Annotated in this window: 28 protein-coding genes and 1 tRNA gene; 21 read left to right on the top strand and 8 right to left on the bottom strand. The window is 57.0% G+C overall.

Going from position 1 to position 19605, the window contains the following annotated elements:
* Positions 1-35: 35 nt before the first annotated feature.
* From ACE3QM_RS00420 to ACE3QM_RS00400, 5 genes are all read right to left on the bottom strand, one after another.
* The gene (locus ACE3QM_RS00420) at positions 36-233 is read right to left on the bottom strand and encodes a hypothetical protein (protein WP_374419394.1); all 198 of its coding nucleotides are present in this window, start codon (positions 231-233) and stop codon (positions 36-38) included.
* Entirely contained in the window at positions 233-1030 is a 798-nt protein-coding gene (locus tag ACE3QM_RS00415; RefSeq protein WP_374419392.1) for a hypothetical protein, read from the bottom strand. The genes ACE3QM_RS00420 and ACE3QM_RS00415 overlap by 1 nt, the downstream gene beginning before the upstream one ends.
* Positions 1020-1952 carry a hypothetical protein gene (locus ACE3QM_RS00410; RefSeq protein ID WP_374419390.1) on the bottom strand — a complete coding sequence of 311 codons (933 nt, stop codon included), beginning with the start codon at positions 1950-1952 and terminating at the stop codon, positions 1020-1022. The genes ACE3QM_RS00415 and ACE3QM_RS00410 overlap by 11 nt, the downstream gene beginning before the upstream one ends.
* 22 nt (positions 1953-1974) lie before the next feature.
* On the bottom strand, positions 1975-2199 hold the full coding sequence (locus tag ACE3QM_RS00405; protein ID WP_374419388.1) for a hypothetical protein: 225 nt from the start codon (positions 2197-2199) through the stop codon (positions 1975-1977).
* A 102-nt stretch (positions 2200-2301) separates the two neighbouring features.
* Entirely contained in the window at positions 2302-2919 is a 618-nt protein-coding gene (locus ACE3QM_RS00400; RefSeq protein ID WP_374419386.1) for a hypothetical protein, read from the bottom strand.
* A 302-nt stretch (positions 2920-3221) separates the two neighbouring features.
* Here ACE3QM_RS00400 and ACE3QM_RS00395 point away from each other — a divergent pair, with 302 nt between their 5' ends.
* The 19 genes from ACE3QM_RS00395 (at position 3222) to ACE3QM_RS00305 (ending at position 16408) form a co-directional block, all read left to right on the top strand.
* A complete protein-coding gene (locus ACE3QM_RS00395) occupies positions 3222-3665 on the top strand; it encodes a hypothetical protein (protein ID WP_374419384.1) in 444 nt (147 codons plus the stop codon).
* 315 nt (positions 3666-3980) lie between these two features.
* Positions 3981-4337 (top strand): helix-turn-helix domain-containing protein, encoded by a 357-nt coding sequence (locus ACE3QM_RS00390; RefSeq protein WP_374419382.1) that lies wholly within the window; start codon positions 3981-3983, stop codon positions 4335-4337.
* A gap of 21 nt (positions 4338-4358) precedes the next feature.
* Complete coding sequence (locus tag ACE3QM_RS00385) at positions 4359-4922, top strand: ImmA/IrrE family metallo-endopeptidase (protein ID WP_374419380.1); 564 nt, start codon at positions 4359-4361, stop codon at positions 4920-4922.
* Between the two features lie 1392 nt (positions 4923-6314).
* On the top strand, positions 6315-6482 hold the full coding sequence (locus ACE3QM_RS00380; RefSeq protein WP_374419378.1) for a hypothetical protein: 168 nt from the start codon (positions 6315-6317) through the stop codon (positions 6480-6482).
* Positions 6483-6717: 235 nt separating this feature from the next.
* A complete protein-coding gene (locus ACE3QM_RS00375) occupies positions 6718-6909 on the top strand; it encodes a hypothetical protein (RefSeq protein WP_374419377.1) in 192 nt (63 codons plus the stop codon).
* Complete coding sequence (locus ACE3QM_RS00370; RefSeq protein WP_374419375.1) at positions 6906-7058, top strand: hypothetical protein; 153 nt, start codon at positions 6906-6908, stop codon at positions 7056-7058. Before ACE3QM_RS00375 ends, ACE3QM_RS00370 begins: the two co-directional genes overlap by 4 nt.
* 79 nt (positions 7059-7137) lie before the next feature.
* Positions 7138-7470 carry a hypothetical protein gene (locus ACE3QM_RS00365; protein WP_374419373.1) on the top strand — a complete coding sequence of 111 codons (333 nt, stop codon included), beginning with the start codon at positions 7138-7140 and terminating at the stop codon, positions 7468-7470.
* A gap of 9 nt (positions 7471-7479) precedes the next feature.
* Entirely contained in the window at positions 7480-7680 is a 201-nt protein-coding gene (locus tag ACE3QM_RS00360; RefSeq protein WP_374419371.1) for a hypothetical protein, read from the top strand.
* Positions 7673-8488 (top strand): RecB family exonuclease, encoded by an 816-nt coding sequence (locus ACE3QM_RS00355; RefSeq protein ID WP_374419369.1) that lies wholly within the window; start codon positions 7673-7675, stop codon positions 8486-8488. The genes ACE3QM_RS00360 and ACE3QM_RS00355 overlap by 8 nt, the downstream gene beginning before the upstream one ends.
* Entirely contained in the window at positions 8485-9522 is a 1038-nt protein-coding gene (locus ACE3QM_RS00350) for a recombinase RecT (protein WP_374419367.1), read from the top strand. The genes ACE3QM_RS00355 and ACE3QM_RS00350 overlap by 4 nt, the downstream gene beginning before the upstream one ends.
* A gap of 3 nt (positions 9523-9525) precedes the next feature.
* A complete protein-coding gene (locus ACE3QM_RS00345; RefSeq protein WP_374419365.1) occupies positions 9526-11343 on the top strand; it encodes an AAA family ATPase in 1818 nt (605 codons plus the stop codon).
* Positions 11344-11495: 152 nt separating this feature from the next.
* Complete coding sequence (locus tag ACE3QM_RS00340) at positions 11496-11936, top strand: hypothetical protein (RefSeq protein WP_374419363.1); 441 nt, start codon at positions 11496-11498, stop codon at positions 11934-11936.
* On the top strand, positions 11933-12115 hold the full coding sequence (locus tag ACE3QM_RS00335; protein WP_374419361.1) for a hypothetical protein: 183 nt from the start codon (positions 11933-11935) through the stop codon (positions 12113-12115). The genes ACE3QM_RS00340 and ACE3QM_RS00335 overlap by 4 nt, the downstream gene beginning before the upstream one ends.
* Positions 12116-12124: 9 nt before the next feature.
* Positions 12125-12442: a transcriptional regulator gene (locus ACE3QM_RS00330; RefSeq protein WP_374419359.1), complete on the top strand. Its 318-nt coding sequence runs from the start codon at positions 12125-12127 to the stop codon at positions 12440-12442.
* Positions 12439-13140: a helix-turn-helix domain-containing protein gene (locus ACE3QM_RS00325; protein WP_374419357.1), complete on the top strand. Its 702-nt coding sequence runs from the start codon at positions 12439-12441 to the stop codon at positions 13138-13140. Before ACE3QM_RS00330 ends, ACE3QM_RS00325 begins: the two co-directional genes overlap by 4 nt.
* A gap of 572 nt (positions 13141-13712) precedes the next feature.
* Positions 13713-14657, top strand: a complete 945-nt coding sequence (locus tag ACE3QM_RS00320) for a hypothetical protein (protein WP_374419355.1) — start codon at positions 13713-13715, stop codon at positions 14655-14657.
* A 169-nt stretch (positions 14658-14826) separates the two neighbouring features.
* The gene (locus ACE3QM_RS00315) at positions 14827-15909 is read left to right on the top strand and encodes a site-specific DNA-methyltransferase (RefSeq protein WP_374419354.1); all 1083 of its coding nucleotides are present in this window, start codon (positions 14827-14829) and stop codon (positions 15907-15909) included.
* A 2-nt stretch (positions 15910-15911) separates the two neighbouring features.
* The gene (locus ACE3QM_RS00310; protein ID WP_374419352.1) at positions 15912-16268 is read left to right on the top strand and encodes a hypothetical protein; all 357 of its coding nucleotides are present in this window, start codon (positions 15912-15914) and stop codon (positions 16266-16268) included.
* Between the two features lie 17 nt (positions 16269-16285).
* On the top strand, positions 16286-16408 hold the full coding sequence (locus ACE3QM_RS00305) for a hypothetical protein (RefSeq protein ID WP_374419350.1): 123 nt from the start codon (positions 16286-16288) through the stop codon (positions 16406-16408).
* A 201-nt stretch (positions 16409-16609) separates the two neighbouring features.
* On the opposite strand, the gene ACE3QM_RS00300 is transcribed toward ACE3QM_RS00305, so the two are convergent.
* A complete protein-coding gene (locus ACE3QM_RS00300; RefSeq protein ID WP_374419348.1) occupies positions 16610-17512 on the bottom strand; it encodes an HNH endonuclease in 903 nt (300 codons plus the stop codon).
* 210 nt (positions 17513-17722) lie between these two features.
* Here ACE3QM_RS00300 and ACE3QM_RS00295 point away from each other — a divergent pair, with 210 nt between their 5' ends.
* A complete protein-coding gene (locus ACE3QM_RS00295; RefSeq protein ID WP_374419346.1) occupies positions 17723-17974 on the top strand; it encodes a hypothetical protein in 252 nt (83 codons plus the stop codon).
* A 220-nt stretch (positions 17975-18194) separates the two neighbouring features.
* Positions 18195-18545, top strand: coding sequence for a hypothetical protein (locus tag ACE3QM_RS00290; protein WP_374419344.1), 351 nt, complete (start codon positions 18195-18197; stop codon positions 18543-18545).
* Positions 18546-19002: 457 nt separating this feature from the next.
* Here ACE3QM_RS00290 and ACE3QM_RS00285 read toward each other — a convergent pair.
* Positions 19003-19078: transfer RNA gene (locus ACE3QM_RS00285), tRNA-Thr, on the bottom strand.
* Between the two features lie 45 nt (positions 19079-19123).
* The gene (locus ACE3QM_RS00280) at positions 19124-19528 is read right to left on the bottom strand and encodes a hypothetical protein (RefSeq protein WP_374419342.1); all 405 of its coding nucleotides are present in this window, start codon (positions 19526-19528) and stop codon (positions 19124-19126) included.
* Positions 19529-19605: the final 77 nt, after the last annotated feature.

Below are 19605 nucleotides of genomic sequence, written 5' to 3'. Positions count from 1 at the left end.
AAGCGGCGCGCCAGGCCCAAGCAATGGCATGTCCATCACCGCCCTTTCTCGTTCGCGTTGGCATGGTGCTGTTCGCACCGCGCCATGTGGTCCTGTGCCGGTCCAGCGCCGACGGACAACATGGCGCCCTGCGGCGTGAACGCCCGGTAAATCGAGCCAGTGCCATCGCCATACTTCACGACACGGTAGCCGCGCCATTCCCTGGTGTTGTCGGCGGTTTTCACCCATTCCATCACGCCTCATCCTCCATGGGCTTCGTTTTCGCCAGGAACGGCAGCAAGGACACCGGCACGGCCTGGCGCGCCTGACGAATCGCCTCGGCGGCCAAGCGCTTGCCGTTCATCCCGCCGTGGTAGACACCACGGGCGGTCTCGTCGGCGATCTTGAACGCCCACTCCAAGCGCACCCGGTCGTTGCTGGGGAGTTCCATGCGCGTGGCCGCTAGCTGCACATCGGCAATGCGCACCTGCACGTCCTGCGGGCTCAGCTTCGGCGCCGGCAACGCCTCCTCGTCGCTGACGTCGGGAATATCGCCGAGGTGGTGTCGGTTCGCATCCAGCGCCGCGATCCAGCGCCCGCGCATGCTGCGGTAATCGCTGTGCAGCAGGTCGTTGCCGAGGGACGCCGCCGCCCAGAACAGCATCGAGCTTGGCCAGTTCTGCGGCCGACGGGCGCGCCGCTTTGCCATTTCGGCCTGGGCCCGGTAGAACAGCGCCTCCGGGTCCAGGTCCGAACCGCCAAGACATGCGCGAATGAACTCGTCGCAACTGGGCGGGTACGGATAGCGCGCCTGTAGGCCCCGCTTGATCTGCTCTGGCGTGAGCTGTGCGAAATCGATTTCCTCAGCCCAAATCTGCTTGGCGGCCTCGATTCCGGCATCCAGGCTGACGCCATCGACCAGCTCGAATTGCCCGCTGCGGAATCGCTCGGTGAACGACGCCCCAAATCGCCCCGTCAAGCGCCGGAAAATCTCATCCACCCAGCGCAAGAGGATGCTTCCGCTCGCATTCAGAATCAAATCAGCCGTCATCCGGAATCACCTCCCCCTGAATCTCACGCTCGCCAGGCCGTAGGCCCCGCGGCGGAGGGTTAAGCACGGAGCCCAGTGCGGCCTGCTTAGCGCTGGAGCTGGTGGTGGAGTGCTGGGCAGCCTGCAACCTGGCATCGGTCACTCGCTGTCGGTCGGCGTTGAACTGGTGCTGGTCCAGCAGCCACTTGCGAAACTTGGCCTGCCAGGCGGCTTCGTCGTCGTAGCGCGTTTTCTCGGCCTGGTGGTAGGCAATGAAACGATCCATCTCGAAGTCAGCGTCGATACTGAGCTCGCCAGCTTTCAGCCTGCTGGTCCTGTCGGGCTGCAGGGATTCGGGGACGGGGATGCCGTCACGGCGGGCAGGCGTGCGCGCGTCTCTCACGAAAGAACCTTTAGGTTCTTGAGTAGTAGATGTAGATGTAGATGGACGTCCGCCCGCGCGCGGACGCGCACGAGAGGGTGAAGGGTTTGGTGAGTCATCAATGTCATCACCTTTGTCTTCACCAAAGGGGGGCTTTGGTGAACTGTTAGGTGAAGGTTCGGTGCCTGATCTTGAGCGCCGTTTGTACTCATCAATGACCATTCGGGACGAGTACCAAAGGGGGCCTTTGGTGACGTCGATCAATGTCACTGTCGGGCCCTTGCGACGGCCGGAGATAGGGGTATAGGTGAGGGCTTTGGAGAGGTTTGTGTCGCTGCCCTTAAGCACCTCCTTGCTCACCAGCGCCTTCAGGTCCGCCGCCTTGCAGCCGACAGCCTGGGCGATTTCTTTTAGGGACCAGCGCAGGATGCCGTACTCCTCGGAGTCGTGCATCAGGCACAAGACATCCATCCACACGCCTTTTTCAGCGTGCGTGCAGCGGCGGAGGTTGGAGTTGCCCAGCCAGTCGGCCGGGTAGAACTGGAAGGAGGGCCGCTTCATTGCAGCCCCCTAGACGTGAGTCCTAGAAGTTGTTTGAAGAGGCTAGTTCTGCCTGCAAGGCGGCAATGATCGTCCCGAGTTTTTCCTCCGGAAATACAACTACCTGATCCTCCATATCCATGTCGAATCCTTGCTGCCTGATAACCACCTCGTTGTGATCGTTGCGATATACCGCAATAGCTCTGACGCGAGGAATAATGGTTAGCTCCTTTACTTCCTCGTCGTGCCAGTCCCAATTGTCGACCATGATGACTCCATATCAGTTTGACGGAGTCATATTCTACCGCGCACGGGTAGTTGCCGTGCACTTGCAGCGATTGGGAATGAGCAATGCTGTGGTGCTCCATACCTACCCCCTCGCCTGCTGGGCTTCATCAACTTTCGCGAACTCCAGTTCCCAGCCGGCCAACTGCCCGGCCAGTTGGCGCATCGCCAGGCGCGCTTGCTTAATCCGCTCCCTATCGTGTGCGTCCACCTTCCCGTCGGCGATGATCGCGGCGAGATGGACAAACATATCCGCGGTGGAATGCATCGTGGCGCCTAGAGAGGCCGCATCAGCGGAAATATCATTCGGCACAGCCAACATGCCATGAACTTTCAGCAGAGCCGCCAGGCAACCATCCCTGTACTTTCCTTCCAGCGTGGCGACCCATGCGTCTAGGATCTCCAGTGGAAGCTTCACATTGCGTTTGAGCCAGCGGTCCGTTACAAGGGCGTTCTTGCGCTTGATCGCAAAGAAGTCGTCTACGGTGCCATCAACCGGAATCTCCTCCAGCGGGCAGGCACGCCGACCTTCTGGCGTCATAGCCAGATAGTTCTCCGTAAGCGCTTCGGCAAACTGGGCAATTGGCTGCCTGGTTTCCTCCATCTGCTGGAGGGCAAATGCGAGCAAGATGTCGGTAGGTGAGACAAAATGAGTCATTTGCATCGTGTTTCCCCTGTGCCCAATGACATAGCATTCAGTCATGCTTGAAGTCCTCTACCCCCTCAAGGCGGAAGTGTTGTTTGGCAGCAACCCGTAGCTTGTTTCGCAGCGGGTTAAACCATCCCCCAGTCGGAAGTGCAGACTACTTTTCCTGAATGCCGCTCAATTCTGAGCGCTAGACGAAGCGAGGGCGTGCGATGTCCGCCGGCGAGCTGATACATGTAAGCCACTGATGTATCGCACTTTTTGGCAAACCTCGATCGCTCTACCTTAGTCAGCGTGCGGAGGTAATCATGCAGTTTCATGGCCAAAAATGTAGCACAAGGCTAAACTTAAGACAACGCATGTTTAGCAATAGGCTTATTTCGCTACTTGCTAAACATTCCTACTATGTAGGTATGGAACTTGATGTCTTTGAAATTCGCCGAATCAACTTGGGTTCGATCCTAGCCGGGCGCGGCAAGGCGGCTTTGATTGCCGCCAAAACCGGCAGCGCCGCCTCCTACCTTTCTTCAGTGAAAAAGGGGGATCGGCGCCTGGGCGACGAACTTGCGCGCAGGATTGAAGCGGCTGAACAGCTGGAGAAAGGCTGGCTTGACCGTATGCACGGGGAGCTGCAGCGCGCCTACGGCGCTGAAGATGCGCGGTCACCAAACAACTTGATTGTCGCCAGCACCCTTGTTGAAGTCGCCAGACAGGTCAAGGCACGCGGCCGCGACGAAACGCTGGAGTTGATCAGGCTGCTGGCAGACAATTCAGACGAAGGCAACAACAAAAAAAGCGACTGAAGCCAGTCGCTTTTTTTACAACTCCCCACGCACGAAATTTTCCTAGCTGAAGTCAGCACTCTCACTTCGCGCGTGGCGGTCATACAGTGGCTTCCCGCAATGTATCAACGCGCGGGGCTCGCCCCTGTCACCAGGCGCTTAGGCTTGACTCCCTGCACGCATGCAACGTCCAAGAATCAGGATGCAGCTATTGTGGCCGCTCGCCAAGACGCTGTTCTAGCCGCGCATTCCGCGCCATTCGTTTACCCATAGTTGACTTTTGTTTACCATATCGGTAAACTAATTTATGAAATTAGTTGTGCACAGGGGAGCGCCATGATTATTACAGAATTCGGAAAGCTGATACGCAAGGCCCGGCTCGATGCTGAGATCACCTTATCAAAAATGGCCACCGACCTTAATGTTACTTCAGCATTTCTTAGCGGATTAGAGACTGGCAGGAAGAAAATTCCTGACGGATGGGCTCAGAAAGTTGAAGGATACTTTGAGTCGATGAACATGCGGGTGGCAGGTTTGCCTGAGGCTGCTGACATTACAAACAAGTCCATACCTTTAGATGGACTTACGCCAGATCACCAAAGGCTAATGGCAGGGTTCGCAAGAATGACGCCCAGTCACCAACAGTTACAGAAGCTTCAAGACTTGCTGATTGAATTTAAGAACAACGACTAGTTAGGTGTGTAAAGGGGAAAAATGGAGCCGAAGAAATTTAGCCCTAGGGGATACCAAGTTACCCCTCGTAAAATTGAAAGTATTAGAGCAAAAGCGATTCAGTCACGAATTGCCCTTGGCTTGGGGCCTGATAGGTTTGATGCGGCCCCCCTTCTGGATCGGCTAAGTGTTGAGTTCAATATCCATGTCGACATCGTTGAAGACAATGAGGTATCAAATGGAGTTGAAGCAACTTCCTATCCTGGGCTGTTCTTTATGAGGATTCCCGAACGAACGTGGGATGCGATAGAGAGTGGCGAGCCACGGGCCCGGTTTACTTTTATGCACGAACTTGGTCATCTGATTCTGCAACATGATTTTAGTTTGCATCGAGAGAACAGTCCTGTGCAGCATAAAGCCTACGAGGACTCGGAGTGGCAAGCAGATCAGTTCGCTGCAGAAGTACTAATGCCCCTCTCAGTTATAAATGCCTGCAAGCTTTTCGATGCGGTAGGATTGGCAGAGTTCTTTGATGTGTCACTACCTGCTGCAGAAGTTAGACTGCGACAGCTACGAAAGCGAAACGAACTCAAGGAGATAAGATAAAGGCCGCATGCAGATGCAGTGCGACCTCGGGGTCAAAGTAACGTTGGCGCGTTGCTTTGAAAGCTGGTCCTCTAACCACCACTTGCAAGGGACGGATAGAGTGTGTTAGCTGAAAAACGGAATTTCACTATACACATCAGTTTGCCTCTTGTCCATAGGTTAAGTGTTAGTAACACAACTTAAAGGACATACCATGGGACCGAAAACAGTACCTGTGCGAGCCTACGACCGTCAACGCTACGGCCGTCGCGAGCAAGTACGTAAGCACATGCGTAGCATGCCGCGCTAAGGGGTAGACCTTTTGGATAGCCCACCCTTTTGTTATGAGGGGTGGGCTTTGTTGTTTTAGCTTGCTCGCCGACAGCTAGTTCACTGCCACTCTTGGTTTTTCGACCACACACCGTCACTGAAGCGCTTGCTGTATCTGGTCATCTTTACTCAAACACTTTGCAAGTGTTGTCCTTTTAGCCGTTCTGGAGATAGCAGTTCCTACTGCTGAATGCCGCTGCTGTCCCATTCCACCTAGCCGCTGTCGAGGACGTGGTGTCTGACAGCTCCATCGCAGGACGCATCCGAACAAGTACCCTTCCCGTCCGCTCCGCCACACTTGAAGATGGCGCATATCGACACCACGACAGCCAGCCCGATGGCGACCATAACAGTGGCTTGCTCGGACTTTTCAATGGCATGCACATACGACTTTGGCATACGCATTTTATGACGTTTGGCGAAACAAAACATTAAGCACACAGTTGCACTTTCGACACAAATTCACCCTGCCGCTAAATTTTATCTTGCTCAAAGTTTAGCCCGCTGCTAAATTTATCTCGCCGCGCTACTCAGCGCACTGCTCATTCACAACCAGTAGAGATAGCAGCCGATACCCGCCGATAGGCGGCCATAGGCCCGGCCTCAGCAGTAGGCCCCGCGCCGGTAAAGCGGGAGCAAGTCAGATGAAGCGATCATCTGTGACCGGCAGACAATGCCTTGTTGGCTGCGAATGAAGCCGGGAAACGCCCAGCCCCAGGTGGCGAGTAACGGGGGCCGAGTACGACTACATCGCAACACAATCAGCCGGGAGAACACCGCCCAACCGGCGCCGGACGCTGTAACCGGCAACCGCTTCCAACGAGGCGGCATCTTGAAGCGGCGCGCAGTGGCGATGCGCAGTCCTGGGGTGGAGAGCCCTGGGGTGGCAACCAAGCACGTTCGAGCGGGTTCAAGTCCCGCCGCCACGACTTAACGATGCCAAGCCGGGATGTAGCCGCCGGCCCGCTTCAATATGCTGTCGGGTGCCGGACGATGACTAGGCCACGTGCGCGTAGGTATCACGCGCTGCTGACGGGAAAGCCGTCACACGCCTTCCCCCTCACTCCAATCAAGGAGTTCCCCATGCTTCCGATCTATCGCTTCGAGGACATCAGGACCGTCTTTCTCAATAGGCGGAAAACCAAACTGTTCAAAGTGTTCAAGCTTGCTGACCGCGGTTACCGCTACTACGGCCAATTCAAAGCCCCTTTGAGCGCCCAAGAGCATGAGCTCGAACGCTACATCCGCTAAAACGCGCAGCCCAAAAACGTGCAACAGCGCGCGACTCATCGCGTGCTGTTGCACGGGCAACCGGGAAAGACCGGCATCAACACCAAAGCGGCAGCCAAACCCGGCCCGCTTTCGTGTTGGTGAGTAGCAAGCGCACCCTTGGCAAGGGTTCATGCGGCGCCATCCCAGCGCTAGCCGCCAACAATGCCCCGACTTGGCCCGGCCCTCAGCCGGGCATTTTTTTCCAGGAGTCCACATGCACGAATGGAATGTCGATTTCGAGCCGCGCGGTAAACGCGGACAACCCTGGCTACGAGTGGAAGGTATCCGGGCTTCAGATCGCAATGCGGCCATCCTGGCCGCGGCCGCGCAAGAACACATCAATGCGGCGCAATACAAGGCCCGGGCAAGCAGGGTCAGCCATCCCGCGGCAAAGGACTCCGGATGAAAGCCTTCCACATCGACCTGCAGCAGCCCCGCACGCGCCGCCGCCTGATGCTCAGCGTATTGGCCGCAACGCTGCCGCAGGCTCTGGAACGCGCCGCCCTGGCCCGGCCGGGCTTCCTTATTTTTGGCTGGAAGCGAGTCAAGAAATGATCCGCACCCTTGCTATCTACCTGCTCAGGATGGCCGCGATGTTTGCGGCCATCGTCTTAATCAATATGGTGATGCCGTCATGAATATCGCCCTCCTTCAATTAGCGGAAATGGCGGTACACGCCATGAACTTCCCGATAGACAAAGACGAAGAACAGGCCGCGGCACGGCGCGTCCTGGCGGCCATTCTGGCAAGCTCGCGCGCGGGTCAGTGGATCTATGTGCCCAATGGCTGGCTGGCCGCGCCGTTAGAACCGACGCTGACCATGCACGCCAGCGCCCGCCTTGAATTCAATCGCTGGAAATTGACCGACATGGGCCTGCTGGACGCGGTGTATCGCGCCCATTTGGAGGCGATACAAAAGCCGGAAATGCCTACCGCGCCATCCAACACTTCACCTATTCATTTTTGAGGCCGCGCCATGATCAGCCATCACACCCAGTTGCGTGACTTCCTCGAAATAGCACAGCAAGCGCGCGCCGGCGAATTGCTGCCGCACTTCCAGACTGAACCGGATTCCGCTGAATTGCGCCGCCGGCGCGACGACGCATGGCAACGCCGTCTGGAACGGGAATTGGCCGGAGAGGATCCCTTCACCAGCACGGAGGCCCCCGGTGAATGACGCCTTCCAAGTGCGTGCCTCCAGTTGGGCCGGCCTGTTCGACTGCGCCCACCGTTGGGAGGGCACCAACATCCTGGGCATGTGGCAGCCCAGCAGCCCGCGCGCCCTCCTCGGCACGGCCTTACACGCGGCAACCGCGGCTTACGATTCAACGGTGATGCGCGGCGAGCCAATACGTGTTCTCGACGTTGTGCCGGTGCTGATCGATGAACTGAGCTCGCCTAGGCAGGAAGTGGCGTGGCGCGCCGACGATATAAGCCGGCGCGAGGCCGAACGCATAGGTCGCCAGCTGCTGACCCGTTACTGCCTGGAAATCGCACCCCGCTACAGCTTCATTGCCGTCGAACTTGAAGTGACGCCCTGGCGGATCGACTGCGGCGGTCAAATCGTGATCGAAATCCGCGGCACCCTGGACCGCAGCCGGGCGCGCACGGATGGCGCCGGCGGCGCCGGACTCTGCGACCTGAAAAGTGGGGCGAATGCCGTCAGCCAGGGCCGAGCCAGGACCAAAGGCCACGCGGCGCAGATCGGCACCTACGAGCTACTGTTCGAGCGCACCACCGGCCAGCACGTCACGCTGCCGGCCGACATCATCGGGCTCAAGACCTCCGGCGCGCCGGAGGTGGCCACCGGCCAGATTGTCGGCGCGCGCGAGCAATTGATCGGCACGGCCGAGCAGCCCGGCCTGATGGACTACGCCGCCGAAATGTTCAAGAGCGGCCTATTTCCTCCCAATCCCAGCAGCCAACTATGCAGCGAGAAATATTGCGCACGCTGGAAGGTATGCAAATTCAAGGACACGCCATGACCTCACTTCAAGACCTGAAGCAACAAGGCGCCGCGTCTCAGAAGTCACCGCAAGCAAGCCTCATGGCCTTTTTCGAGAAGAACAAAGGCCAATTGGCGCTGGCGCTGCCGAAGCACCTGAACCCTGATCGAATGATTCGGCTGGCGCTGACCGCCTTCAGTCAAAACCGGCAATTGCAGAGCGCAGATCCGCGCTCGATTTTCGCCAGCGTCGTGATTGCCTCGCAGATGGGATTGGAAATCGGCGTCTCTGGCCAAGGCTTCTTGGCGCCCTACAAGGGCAAGGCGCAGTTTATTCCCGGCTGGCAAGGCCTGGTCGACCTGGTGTCCCGCAGCGGTCGCGCGACGGTGTGGACCGGCGCCGTCTTCGCCGGCGACGAGTTCGACTTCGAACTGGGAGACTCTCCATACATCAAGCATCGCCCATGTGGCGAGGACGATCCGGACGCCATGTCCCATGTGTATGCGGTGGGTCGCGTGAATGGCAGCAACTGGCCGGTCATTGAGGTGTGGCCGATCCGACGTGTTTGGAAGCACCGCGACAAGCACAACAAGGTCGGCAAGGCGCACTACAGCTACGAAAACCTTGAGATGTACGCCCGCAAGATTCCACTGCTGCAGGTGATCAAGTACATGCCCAAGTCCATCGAACTGACCAACGCGCTGAATGCCGAGCACGCCTACGAAAACGGCAAGGGCCTCATCCTGGACGGTGATTTTGTACGCGCCGAATTCGATGACGAGCAGACCCCGCCCGAAAACCGGCAATCCGCGCTGACCGCGCCAGAAGTCGCAGATGCCTCCGCAGGCGAGATCGAGGCCGGCAAACCGCTGCCCAATGCCGGCATGGGCGCCATGTTCGGACTGGAAGACGCCCTGGCCGCGGTCAAGCGTGGCGACTACGACGAAGCCGCGGACTTGGCACGCAGCTTTGCCCCAAAAGACCACGACATCGTTGCCGCCGCCATCGCTAACGCCACCACCAGCAAGGACTCAGCAGAAACCACCCCGCGCCGACGGCGAAATCTGGAATAAACCATGAAGATATCCTCCGTCACCATCAAAAACTTCCAGGGGCTGCGCCATGCAGCCCTCAATTTTTCAACACGCATCGCCCTGATCGCCGGCGACAACGGCGCGGGCAAGAGCTCGCTACGCGACGCTATTGCGATGGCGCTCACTGGACTGTCGTCGCGGGTGGCCAAGAAAAAGGACTTTGGCCAACTGGTGCAAGCAGGGCTGAAAGGAGCGGCGGTGAGCGTCGAATTTGACGATGGCCGCATCGCCACGTTGAAACTGCCGGACGGCAAGGTCGTCTACGCCGGCGGCGGCGCGCTCGAGGACTCGGAAAGCTTCCGCGCTGCGCTGCCGTTCGCGCTGAACCCGGCGGCATTCGCCGCTGCGGACCTGGATGCGCGGCGCACCGCGCTGTTTGCCTTGACCGGCTGCGGCGTGGACGAGCGCGGAGTGGAACAGCGCATGTTGGAACGCGGCGTGGATCAGCGCTATATCGACGCGGTGCTGCCGGTGGTGGGCGCGGGCTTCCCGGCGGCTGAGGCTGATGCAAAGCGACGCGCCACCGAATCTCGCGGCGCCTGGAAGGGTGTGACGGGCGAGGTGTACGGCGACAAGAAGGCAGCGGACTGGAGCCTAGACGCTACAACCGTGTCGGACGAGGAAATCCAGCGGGCCAAGGCCGACATTCAGGCAGTTCAGGATGAAATCGGCCAGTGCCAACTGCGCCTGGGCGAACTACGGGCATGCAAGCAGCAGCAAGACGAACTGCAGCGCCAAGCCGCCAAACTGACCGAGCTGGCGGCGATGCTCCCGCGCATCCGGAACAAGCTGCAGCAAGACCGGCTCGACCTGGCCAATGTCCGTGTCCAAGTAGAGGCCATCACCGCCGGTCCCTCGCCAAGAGTGGGCCTTGTCCATGACCTGGCGCGCGCGCTGAACGTGTCGCTGACCATGGCCATCCCGTTCGGCGACATGGATGCGGAACAACGGGGGTATTTAAAGGCAGCCGGCCAGGTGCTGGATCAGTACGCCGCGGAGCATGGCAGCTTGGCCAACGACGGCATCCCGCCGAGTGCCCAGGATCTGGCGCGACTACCTGATCTCCGACATTCGCTGGACATGATGAGCCGCGCGGTGGCCAACGACGAGCGCGACCTCAAGATCGCCGAAGACGCCGCAGCACAACTGAAAGCACTGAATGCGCCCGCGGCACCGCTGTCCGAGCAGGAGGTCAGCCCGTTGATCGAGCGCATCAACTCGCTGCAGGCCAGCCACAAGCAGTTGACCGCCGGACTGGCGCACGTGTTGGAGAAACAACGCGAAGCCGCCGAGGCCGTCAAGCGCACCAAGCAAGCGGCACTGCACCACGCCGACGTGCAAGCCTGGTCGGCGGTGGCCAGCGCCATGTCGCCGGACGGCATCCCGGCCGAAATCCTGGCCGAGGCGCTGCGTCCGGTGAACGACCGCTTGTTCGAGCTCTCGTTGATGGTGGGCTGGTCAAGGGTGCAGATCAGCCGCGAAATGGACATCACCGCCGACGGTCGTCTCTACGGCCTACTGTCCGAGTCCGAGCAGTGGCGCGCGGACTGCGTGATTGCGCTGGCGCTGTCGGTCACCAGTGGGCTGCGCATTGTGTTGCTGGACCGGTTCGACGTGCTGAGCATGACCGGCCGCGGCCAGCTGCTGGACATGCTTGAAAGCTTAGATGACCAGATCGACACCGCCTTGGTGTTCGGCACGCTGAAAGCCGCCCCTGCCAGCGATGACATCGTGCAAGCGATTTGGCTTCAAAACGGCGAGGTCATGCCTGCGCTCAAAAACTATGGAAAAGCCGCATGAGCGATAACGCCCCCCCTGCCCGACGCCCCGCCCTGGCAAGAATATTGGACGGGTTTTTCTTTGGACTGGGCGCCACCGCAGGCGCCCTCTCCGTCGTTTCATTAATTCTCCTGCTTCAATTCACCGCGGAAACGCTGGGAAAGTGAGCCCTAATGACCTTCATCATTCTCAACATGACGCCGCCGCACCACGGCAGCGACAGCGGCCACATCGAGCGGATGCGCACCGTTATCCGTACCTTAAAAACCGAGAAGCTAGCCCTGGAACGCAGCGTTCTCGCTGCCGGCCTTAATGCCGCCAGCCACTTCACCGCGCTGGTGGAGTCTCAAAAGGCTTTGGCGCATGCCCAGGCCCAAGTGGCGGCGGTGACGCTGGATTTTGAAGTTGAGCGACAAGCTAACGAACGGATGGCCGCTGAACTCGACGCCCTGCAAAGTCAGAACTCCGCGCTGCGACAGGATGTCGAGCTGCGCGACAGGCAGCTTGAGGCCGGCGACAAAGAGCGGGATGAACTACAGCATGCGCTGGCCATCGCCAAATTGCCGGCGTCCAGCCGCAACAATGTGCTTGACCTGCTTCGAGGCGCCACATGAAGGCCGTCCAAGCCCATCGGCGCCGCATGTGGATCCGCGCCGCCTTACAGCAACAGGCCCGCCAAGCGCGGGCCTTGTCCTTGGAGCCGCCCGCGATGGATGAAGCCGATATTCAAGCCTGGCGCCGGATGAACCCCGGCACGCCCATCAATCAGCCGCCCCCCAGCCAGCAGAAATAAGGAACCGCCATGTCCTCATTCGCCGTCATTCCCCAACCTCGCGAAATCCGCCTCAAACTCGGCCTGAACCAGCAAGAATTCTGGGGCCGCGTGGGCGTCACCCAGTCCGGCGGCAGCCGCTACGAGAGCGGCCGCAACATGCCCAAAGCGGTACGCGAGCTGGTGCGCCTGGTTTACATCGAACAAATCGACCTCGCCACGGTGACGCGTTACGAAATCGAAATGATCGCCTTGCTCAAAGAAAATCAGCCCGAGCTGTACGAGAGCCTGCGCAAGACCGTGCAAGCTCGCATGGCGGCGGTCAAGACAGCGGAGCAACCCACATGAACTCGCTATCGGTCATAAATGTGCTGAAAGCGCACCCGGCGCCGCTCTCCATCCAGAAGCTGGCTGACGCGATGGGGATTGAACGCGCGGAAGCGCGTCGGCAATTGAAAGAGCTGATCGAGGCCGGCAGCGTCAGCCTGTTTACCGTCGGCAAGGAAACTCGCTACCGCCCTAACGACCATCACTACTCGGAAGTGGAGTCCGCAACCACCGAAGACTCTGCCGAAAAGCCCAAAGCCGCCCCCATTGATCCGGAGCAACTGCTGGCACGCCAGGTCGACGAATTGAATCAACGGCTGGCCATCGCCGAGAAGGATCGTGACAAGCAAGCCGGCATCGCCACGGAAGCGCTGCAGCTTTGCCAGGAGCAGCTCGACCGGCTGTCAAAGTTGGAATGCACCGCCTCCGCCCTGGGTTTCGCCCCATCCGCCGGCATTCCATTGTTCGAGTGGCTGGAATCGATGCTGCCGGCGCTGGCCTACGAACTCGCCTTCCTCCAAGACCTTCAAAACCAGTTGGCCCAGGCACGTAATCTGAATCGCGGTCTTTGCCTGGCGCTTGAGCTCAAACCAGAGGAGCGTGCGGCGCTAGCCAAATGCATTACGTCGGCGGACGAGCAAAAGGACGCCAAATATCTACATGACCAGGCTAATTGCCTGGGCGCATTGCCGCCCTACAATCATGACAGACTACCTTGAATTCCTGTGCGCCAAGAACCGAATGCCGCGCTTCGCTGGTTTCGCCAAGACCGGAAACCTGACGCTGTACCCGCACAAGTAAGAAGAGGTATGGCAGAGGGTATCCCGCTGGACGGCGTTCATCCAGAAGCCCTGCGACATTAGCTACGGCGAACGCAAAACAACCAACTGGTTCAGCTGCCAGATTTGGGGCAAGCGCGGTGAATTGCTGAAGAATTACTTGGCCAAGTGTCAGCAGGTGGCCATGTACGGCTAACTGTTGCAGCGCGAATGGCAGGACAAGGATGGCAACAAGCGCCAGTCCCCGGACGTGCGTGTAAACGAACAGTGCCTGCAAGGCGGTCGGCAGGAAGAACACCTTGCTGATATCTGGTTCTGGCTCCCGTTCTGAGAAGAATACTAAAGTCCTAATTAGTAATTTAAAATTTACGCACATGGATCAACATATATAGCCAATCACTCTTGAAATTAAACACTCAAACCACATAATCCCCTAATGCAAGCATGGCTGGCATGTGCGCGATATTTTAGTTGAAATTGCATCAACAAAACGTTGAAACAAGGGGATGGTAATGGGCATCAAAATGGATGAAGCATATGATAGTGATCGAAAACCGTGGAAGGCATCCGATTACGCGAGAGGCAAAGGTGCTGAGCCTTTGTCCTGCATACACTGCCCTGCAGAGATAACACACAACCCGGCTCACTTTCGTGAATATCACGACAAATCAGTGTTAGTGCCAGACTACTTCAAGCTAAAGCCCGGCAGAAAACATGAAATCGGTTGCAAGTTTGGCATTACCAAAGAAGTAGAAATCATTGCCGACAAATCAGAAGGGTTAATCGAAGCGCTCAAAGGAGGAAAGCGGAGATTAAGGCTTGCAATGTTGAAAGAAGCTATGCAAAACCCTGGAGAGCCAGTCACTCCGCCAAAAGGCAAAATGGAGGAGGATGAGGGCCCTGAAAAAGTTAGTAAAAAATATGTGAGCTCAGGGAATACCATCTCTGCCTATATAAATACCGCAAAGCGCGTACTCGAGGTCGCATCTCAATGCGAAGAAGATCGCGACATGGCAGAAGAACTTGAACTTGTCTTCGAGGGCACAACCGTTGTTGAGTGGGAAAAATTCTACTTCAACGCCATACGGCAACTCGAAGCATATGAAACCATTCGCAACAACACTAAACAACACCCAGTTGCGATATGCGGAACTATTGCTTCGATAAAATCAACCTCAAAGGGCAAAGCCATTAACCTGGAAAAAAGTAAAGCCATAAAATGCCCTGACCTGCCAGACAACTGCATCAATATTGAATTATCCATATTCCTAAAAGATTCCAGTTGGGCCGATGAATTTTCCGAGGGAGATGAAATCATTGCCTTTGGAATGTGGACCCGCAGTCCAGACCAGAATGGTCACTTTGAAAAGCCCATTAAATACAAAACAATCACAACCAGAAAATTAAATCTCAACCCACACTTAAAGGGGCAGATATTTAAAATCCAACGGCGATAACCAGCACGCCTTGAATGTACATCTGTAATAAAAAAGCCCGCCACCTAGCGGGCTTTTTAACGACCATATGGCTAGGCATGATCGGCTGCTGGATACACACCGGCTATCGAGATGGCCGGATGGTTATTCGACGGGTCGCTCACGCGGCCCTTTTCTATTGGGAGTGAGTATGAACCACTGCTTTCAAGGCGACTGCCGCGATGTGATGCAGCGGCTGATCGCCGACGGCGCACGCGTGCAATGCATCGTCACCAGCCCGCCGTATTGGGGGCTGCGCGATTACGGTCATCCCGGTCAGCTTGGCCTTGAGCCAACCCTGCAGGAGTTCATGGCCAACATGGTTGAGGTGTTCGAGCTTTGTCGGCAGCTTCTGGCTGATGACGGAACGCTCTGGCTGAATATGGGTGACAGCTACGCCGGCAGCCGTCGAGGAGGAAGCCTTGTCAACGACTCCTCAACCCTGCAGGGCAGCAAAAAAAACCAGGAAGCCTGCCGCGTTGCGGGGGTGACCGCCTCGCGCCGCCGCGATGACGCCCCGGTTCCGAGGAGCGATGTCCGCATCGAGGGGCTCAAGTCGAAAGACCTGGTCGGCCAGCCATGGCGCCTGGCATTCGCGCTGCAAGAGGCTGGCTGGTGGCTGCGACAGGACATCATCTGGCACAAGCCGAACCCAATGCCGGAAAGCGTCAAAGACCGCTGCACCAAGGCCCACGAATACCTGTTCTTGCTGACGAAGGGCGAGCGGTACTTCTTCGACCAAAATGCCATTCTGGAGCCTGTCAGCCCAAACACCCATGCCCGCTTATCGCAAAACGTACAGGCGCAGATCGGTAGCGCCCGCGCCAACGGTGGCGCCAAAACGAACGGCAACATGAAGGCGGTCGGCCGCAAGGTGGCCTCCAGTGGCGACGTGACTAAGAACAATGCCAGTTTCAATGCTGCCATGGCAATCATGCCGACCGAGCGTAATCGTCACAGCGTCTGGACGATTCCGACACAGGCATATAGCGGCGCGCACTTCGCCACGTTCCCGGAGGCTCTTGTCGAGCCGTGCATCCTCGCCGGCAGCCGGCCGGGGGATATTGTTTTTGATCCGTTCATGGGCTCAGGTACCGTGGCCAGTGTCGCCCAACGGCTTGGCCGGCATTGGATTGGGGCCGAGCTGAACCCCGAATACATCAACTTGCAGGCAGACAGGACCAGGCAGCATGGGCTGTTGCTGGAGCTGGCGGCCGTATGCGTGGAGGCGTGACCATGCCAGAAATTTCAGACATATACGAGCAGATCGAACTGGCCGCCGAAGCCGCCGGCTATCTGGGGCGACTGGACGAAGTGAGCGGCGAACGCCAATGGCTGGCGGATCACTGCACCGGAGATGAATTCAATCCGCGCGAGAACTTTGAAGACGCGATGCGATTGATTTGCGTGCTTGGTCTGCTTGTCGATGTTGATCGAGCTGCTGGCGTAGTAACCGTAGTAGTTGGCGCAGATAACCAAATTGCGATCGCAGTGATGACTGAGCGGTTCTGCAATGGGGAACAGACAGCAGAGCAGGCCTTGATGCTCGCGGTCACTCGCGCCGCCGCGGAAATCGGCTGGCACAAAACGTAGGCAAAGGAGGCGTGACAATGCAACTGAACCTGATCGCCGCCGCGCGCGCGGTGATCAGCGAGCTGAAGGACGAGCTGATCACCTCGCTGGAAGCTACGGCCGATGATGAGACAGCCGGGAGACAGTGGCACAGAAGTTAGTGCGGAACTCCGGTCGTGCCCAATGGGTGGCAGTTGGCGCCGATAAAGCCAATCATTCGGTCGACGGACCAATACCCAGATCCAGCCATACTGGCTGTGAGAGCAATCAACCCGTAGGTCCGTCCCTTCTATCCCAACAGACATATTTTCGGAGAAAAATATTATTGGGAAATCTGTAAAGGTTATTACGCAACACTTTACTTATGGATTAAAAAAATTAGCCCTATGCAGCGCCAAATACTGCTGTTTTTTTTCAGAGTTTTTTCTAAGCGTCATTCCCTGCGTGAGGCCAAAAACCTTGCATTCCAAACTTTTTAACCTTGAGCTGATTATTAACTGCCCATTGACATCAAATGAAATCAACCCTTTATCAAACAAACGATCTATGTGCGCAGCTAACAATAGACCATTTTCCGGGTCCAGCCGGGCTTCATTCCCACATTGACTCCATGGAACTATATGGGAAGCAATGAGCAAATCTGGATTTTCGACACCAGTTAGTGCACATCGCCCACCCCACATTCCAATCAAGTCTTTACGAAACTTCCCTTGACCAATACGTGCCTGCATGAGTGCCTTACGAGTAGTCTCGCTTATTTTTTTATTGGACGGCTCATCAATCCCCAATAGGTCTTGAAAATTTTCCGTTTGTGAAGTTGCCTCGAGCAAGTACAAGCCAGCTCTAGGTGACAAGCTAGCCATATATATTTGTGAAAGTGTTTTTTTCTTTGTAAAAAGGGTTGGAGATGCTTTATCCATGGCTTTTATCGAAAAGAATTGAGACACTGCATCGTAATGTAATGGCTCTTCAAGCTCTTTCAAATTGACATCAACTCTAAACCCCTCTTGATCCCACTCCTTAAACGATCGACTTACTGGACGTGGGGACCGGTATGCATGTTTTTTTGCTTCGGCAATGTAGTGTATATGTTGATTAAAGCAACAAAAGATGACATCACCTTTCTTCACATCACCCACGTTAGACCAATGCCTAGGAAAAACCTCATTACCATAAGCATCCATTGTACTTATTGGCGCCCAAAGAAACTCCCCCTCACGAACCTCTTTATTTGTGGTGCCAATATTTACCCAAAAGAAATTCATCACCCACCCCCTTTTTTTGCGCGCTATAAGTCGACTAAAAATATTGCAATTGTCTCACAAAAAATGACAAATGAGAACAGGTATACATGTGCTAGGCCGGTACAACTGAAGAAACAACAAAGCCCGGTCAATAGAAATTAATTTCCCGAGCTACAAGACTGACATGGAAAAATCCATGAGGCCTGCAGACCGAAAATCTAGGAGCCTCACATGCTCCCCAACTACGACAATCTGTCCGAGCTGTACCGTCAGCACCAGGCTGTCCAGCCGCTACTAGATGAGGATTTGCAGCGCCTGACGGATTACGCTCATGGAGCCTGGCACGCGGCACGTGATCCTGTCGAAATGATCGATAAAGGGCGGGCGGTGGAGGATTGGGTCGGTCAGCGCACTGAGATCAACGCGGAACGCATCGAATGGGAGAGCATCTTCCACGAGTTGACCGACCTGAGCCCACGCTGAAAAACAACAGCTGAATAAGACGACTTCCACAACGAAGATACCGCGATAACCCTCCAGGCCGCCACCGAGCGGCCTTAGTTTTGAGGTGACGATGATCCCCGACCGACGAGTAATCCAATTGGCCGGCGAGCATGGGCTCGCTCTGTCAGGCTCCGGCTTTCATGGCAGCCGGCTCGCCCTCCTCCAAACAATCCGCTCTGCCGTTTCTGAGTCAGTCCCAATGACTCCGTATCACCTGCAGCTGGTCGGCGAAATCCAGGATGAAATGTTGGCGGCCGTCGCCCGCGCGGCGCAGTACGAGCGCGATATCCAAACCCTGCTGCAGATGACGCTCGGCAGCGTTCGCTGGCCTGAGGGCCAGGACGCTGCGGCTGTTGCCCATTACATCGCGCAGCTGCGACAGCAAATCATTTTGAGCGTTGACCAGTTGAAACCCGGCAATCGCTATTGGGCACGCTGCGGCCCGCCGATGAAGTGGGCACTGATCGATGTCAGCAACTTGGAAGGCATCCGCTACGGGATGAAGGGCTGGGAGTTTGTCGGCCCCGTTCTTCCGCCTCAACAACAATAACGTGCAGCACGAAGGACAACTATGGAAGACCAACTCCTCCACAGACTGGATGCAATTTTGGTTTCGCTTGAGACGAAGTCCGCGCCGACGGTGTGGTCCCTTTCTCACATTGCAGAATGGCTGGACCTGAGCGAGCAGACCATTCGGAAATCAATCGTTTGCCGTCCCAATTTCCCTATCCCAATTCAAACCACTGGGTCGCGTGAAGGCTGCAAGCGCTGGTTCGCTGATGAAGTAGTCGAGTGGTGCCGAAAGAATCGGGGCACGGTGCCCCAGGGACGTGCAGGTCGGCGTCGAGGTCCATTGAAAATCGCAGTCTGACCCTGGATGCGTTATGGTTGTAATCCGGACGTACGTAAAAAAGCCCAGCCATGTTTTACATGCTGGGCTTTTTTCATGGCCATTACGCCATTTTTACGCCAAATCAACGCTAAGTGCTTGATTTAACTACAGGTATTGGTGCCGGCGGCAGGAATCGAACTCGCGACCCCCTGATTACAAGTCAGGTGCTCTACCAACTGAGCTACACCGGCGAAGAGAGGCGTATTATGTCGCGCCTCAATGGCTTTGGCAAGCCGTCAACGCGCCTTTTTGGACGCTTTTTTATGCGTCTTTTTAGCGCCCTTGACTACCTTTTTGTTTTTGCTGGTTTTTTTAACCGTGCTTTTTTTTGCCTGCGGCACGCGCTTTGCGGCTTTGGCGGCACGCTGCTGCTTGTGAGCCGGCTTGGCTGCCTTGCCGTGGCGCGCCTGCTTGGCGCTGATGGCCTTGGCCTGGCCTTTGCTCTGCTTGGCGGTTTTTGCCTTGGCCTTGCTTTTGGCCTGGCGCGCCGGTTTGGCTTGTTTGCTGGCGCGGACGGATTCGGCCGGCTGAATGGTTTTGACCGGGGCGGCCTTGCGCGCCGGCTTGCTGGCTGGGGCCAGCTGTACATCGCCCGGCAGCGGCATGTCTTCGGGTTCGGCCAGACTGGCCGGGCTGATCAACGCCAGGCTCAGCGCCAGCGCAATGGAATGGGTTGCGAATTTCATGATCAGGGTCTGGGACTTTCTGTGCAGGAACG

This window comes from Chromobacterium sp., assembly GCF_041912965.1.
Classification (GTDB): domain Bacteria; phylum Pseudomonadota; class Gammaproteobacteria; order Burkholderiales; family Chromobacteriaceae; genus Chromobacterium; species Chromobacterium aquaticum.
The sequence above is the reverse complement of the archived record's forward strand: the minus strand, read 5'-3'. Positions and strand labels throughout refer to the sequence as shown.

Bases quoted from the DNA above. Each gene is read 5' to 3' on its own strand.
- ACE3QM_RS00420 (WP_374419394.1), bottom strand. From the start codon at position 233: ATGGAATGGGTGAAAACCGCCGACAACACCAGGGAATGGCGCGGCTAC.
- ACE3QM_RS00415 (WP_374419392.1), bottom strand. From the start codon at position 1,030: ATGACGGCTGATTTGATTCTGAATGCGAGCGGAAGCATCCTCTTGCGC.
- ACE3QM_RS00410 (WP_374419390.1), bottom strand. From the start codon at position 1,952: ATGAAGCGGCCCTCCTTCCAGTTCTACCCGGCCGACTGGCTGGGCAAC.
- ACE3QM_RS00405 (WP_374419388.1), bottom strand. From the start codon at position 2,199: ATGGTCGACAATTGGGACTGGCACGACGAGGAAGTAAAGGAGCTAACC.
- ACE3QM_RS00400 (WP_374419386.1), bottom strand. From the start codon at position 2,919: ATGACTGAATGCTATGTCATTGGGCACAGGGGAAACACGATGCAAATG.
- ACE3QM_RS00395 (WP_374419384.1), top strand. From the start codon at position 3,222: ATGTTTAGCAATAGGCTTATTTCGCTACTTGCTAAACATTCCTACTAT.
- ACE3QM_RS00390 (WP_374419382.1), top strand. From the start codon at position 3,981: ATGATTATTACAGAATTCGGAAAGCTGATACGCAAGGCCCGGCTCGAT.
- ACE3QM_RS00385 (WP_374419380.1), top strand. From the start codon at position 4,359: ATGGAGCCGAAGAAATTTAGCCCTAGGGGATACCAAGTTACCCCTCGT.
- ACE3QM_RS00380 (WP_374419378.1), top strand. From the start codon at position 6,315: ATGCTTCCGATCTATCGCTTCGAGGACATCAGGACCGTCTTTCTCAAT.
- ACE3QM_RS00375 (WP_374419377.1), top strand. From the start codon at position 6,718: ATGCACGAATGGAATGTCGATTTCGAGCCGCGCGGTAAACGCGGACAA.
- ACE3QM_RS00370 (WP_374419375.1), top strand. From the start codon at position 6,906: ATGAAAGCCTTCCACATCGACCTGCAGCAGCCCCGCACGCGCCGCCGC.
- ACE3QM_RS00365 (WP_374419373.1), top strand. From the start codon at position 7,138: ATGAATATCGCCCTCCTTCAATTAGCGGAAATGGCGGTACACGCCATG.
- ACE3QM_RS00360 (WP_374419371.1), top strand. From the start codon at position 7,480: ATGATCAGCCATCACACCCAGTTGCGTGACTTCCTCGAAATAGCACAG.
- ACE3QM_RS00350 (WP_374419367.1), top strand. From the start codon at position 8,485: ATGACCTCACTTCAAGACCTGAAGCAACAAGGCGCCGCGTCTCAGAAG.
- ACE3QM_RS00345 (WP_374419365.1), top strand. From the start codon at position 9,526: ATGAAGATATCCTCCGTCACCATCAAAAACTTCCAGGGGCTGCGCCAT.
- ACE3QM_RS00340 (WP_374419363.1), top strand. From the start codon at position 11,496: ATGACCTTCATCATTCTCAACATGACGCCGCCGCACCACGGCAGCGAC.
- ACE3QM_RS00335 (WP_374419361.1), top strand. From the start codon at position 11,933: ATGAAGGCCGTCCAAGCCCATCGGCGCCGCATGTGGATCCGCGCCGCC.
- ACE3QM_RS00330 (WP_374419359.1), top strand. From the start codon at position 12,125: ATGTCCTCATTCGCCGTCATTCCCCAACCTCGCGAAATCCGCCTCAAA.
- ACE3QM_RS00325 (WP_374419357.1), top strand. From the start codon at position 12,439: ATGAACTCGCTATCGGTCATAAATGTGCTGAAAGCGCACCCGGCGCCG.
- ACE3QM_RS00320 (WP_374419355.1), top strand. From the start codon at position 13,713: ATGGGCATCAAAATGGATGAAGCATATGATAGTGATCGAAAACCGTGG.
- ACE3QM_RS00315 (WP_374419354.1), top strand. From the start codon at position 14,827: ATGAACCACTGCTTTCAAGGCGACTGCCGCGATGTGATGCAGCGGCTG.
- ACE3QM_RS00310 (WP_374419352.1), top strand. From the start codon at position 15,912: ATGCCAGAAATTTCAGACATATACGAGCAGATCGAACTGGCCGCCGAA.
- ACE3QM_RS00305 (WP_374419350.1), top strand. From the start codon at position 16,286: ATGCAACTGAACCTGATCGCCGCCGCGCGCGCGGTGATCAGCGAGCTG.
- ACE3QM_RS00300 (WP_374419348.1), bottom strand. From the start codon at position 17,512: ATGAATTTCTTTTGGGTAAATATTGGCACCACAAATAAAGAGGTTCGT.
- ACE3QM_RS00295 (WP_374419346.1), top strand. From the start codon at position 17,723: ATGCTCCCCAACTACGACAATCTGTCCGAGCTGTACCGTCAGCACCAG.
- ACE3QM_RS00290 (WP_374419344.1), top strand. From the start codon at position 18,195: ATGACTCCGTATCACCTGCAGCTGGTCGGCGAAATCCAGGATGAAATG.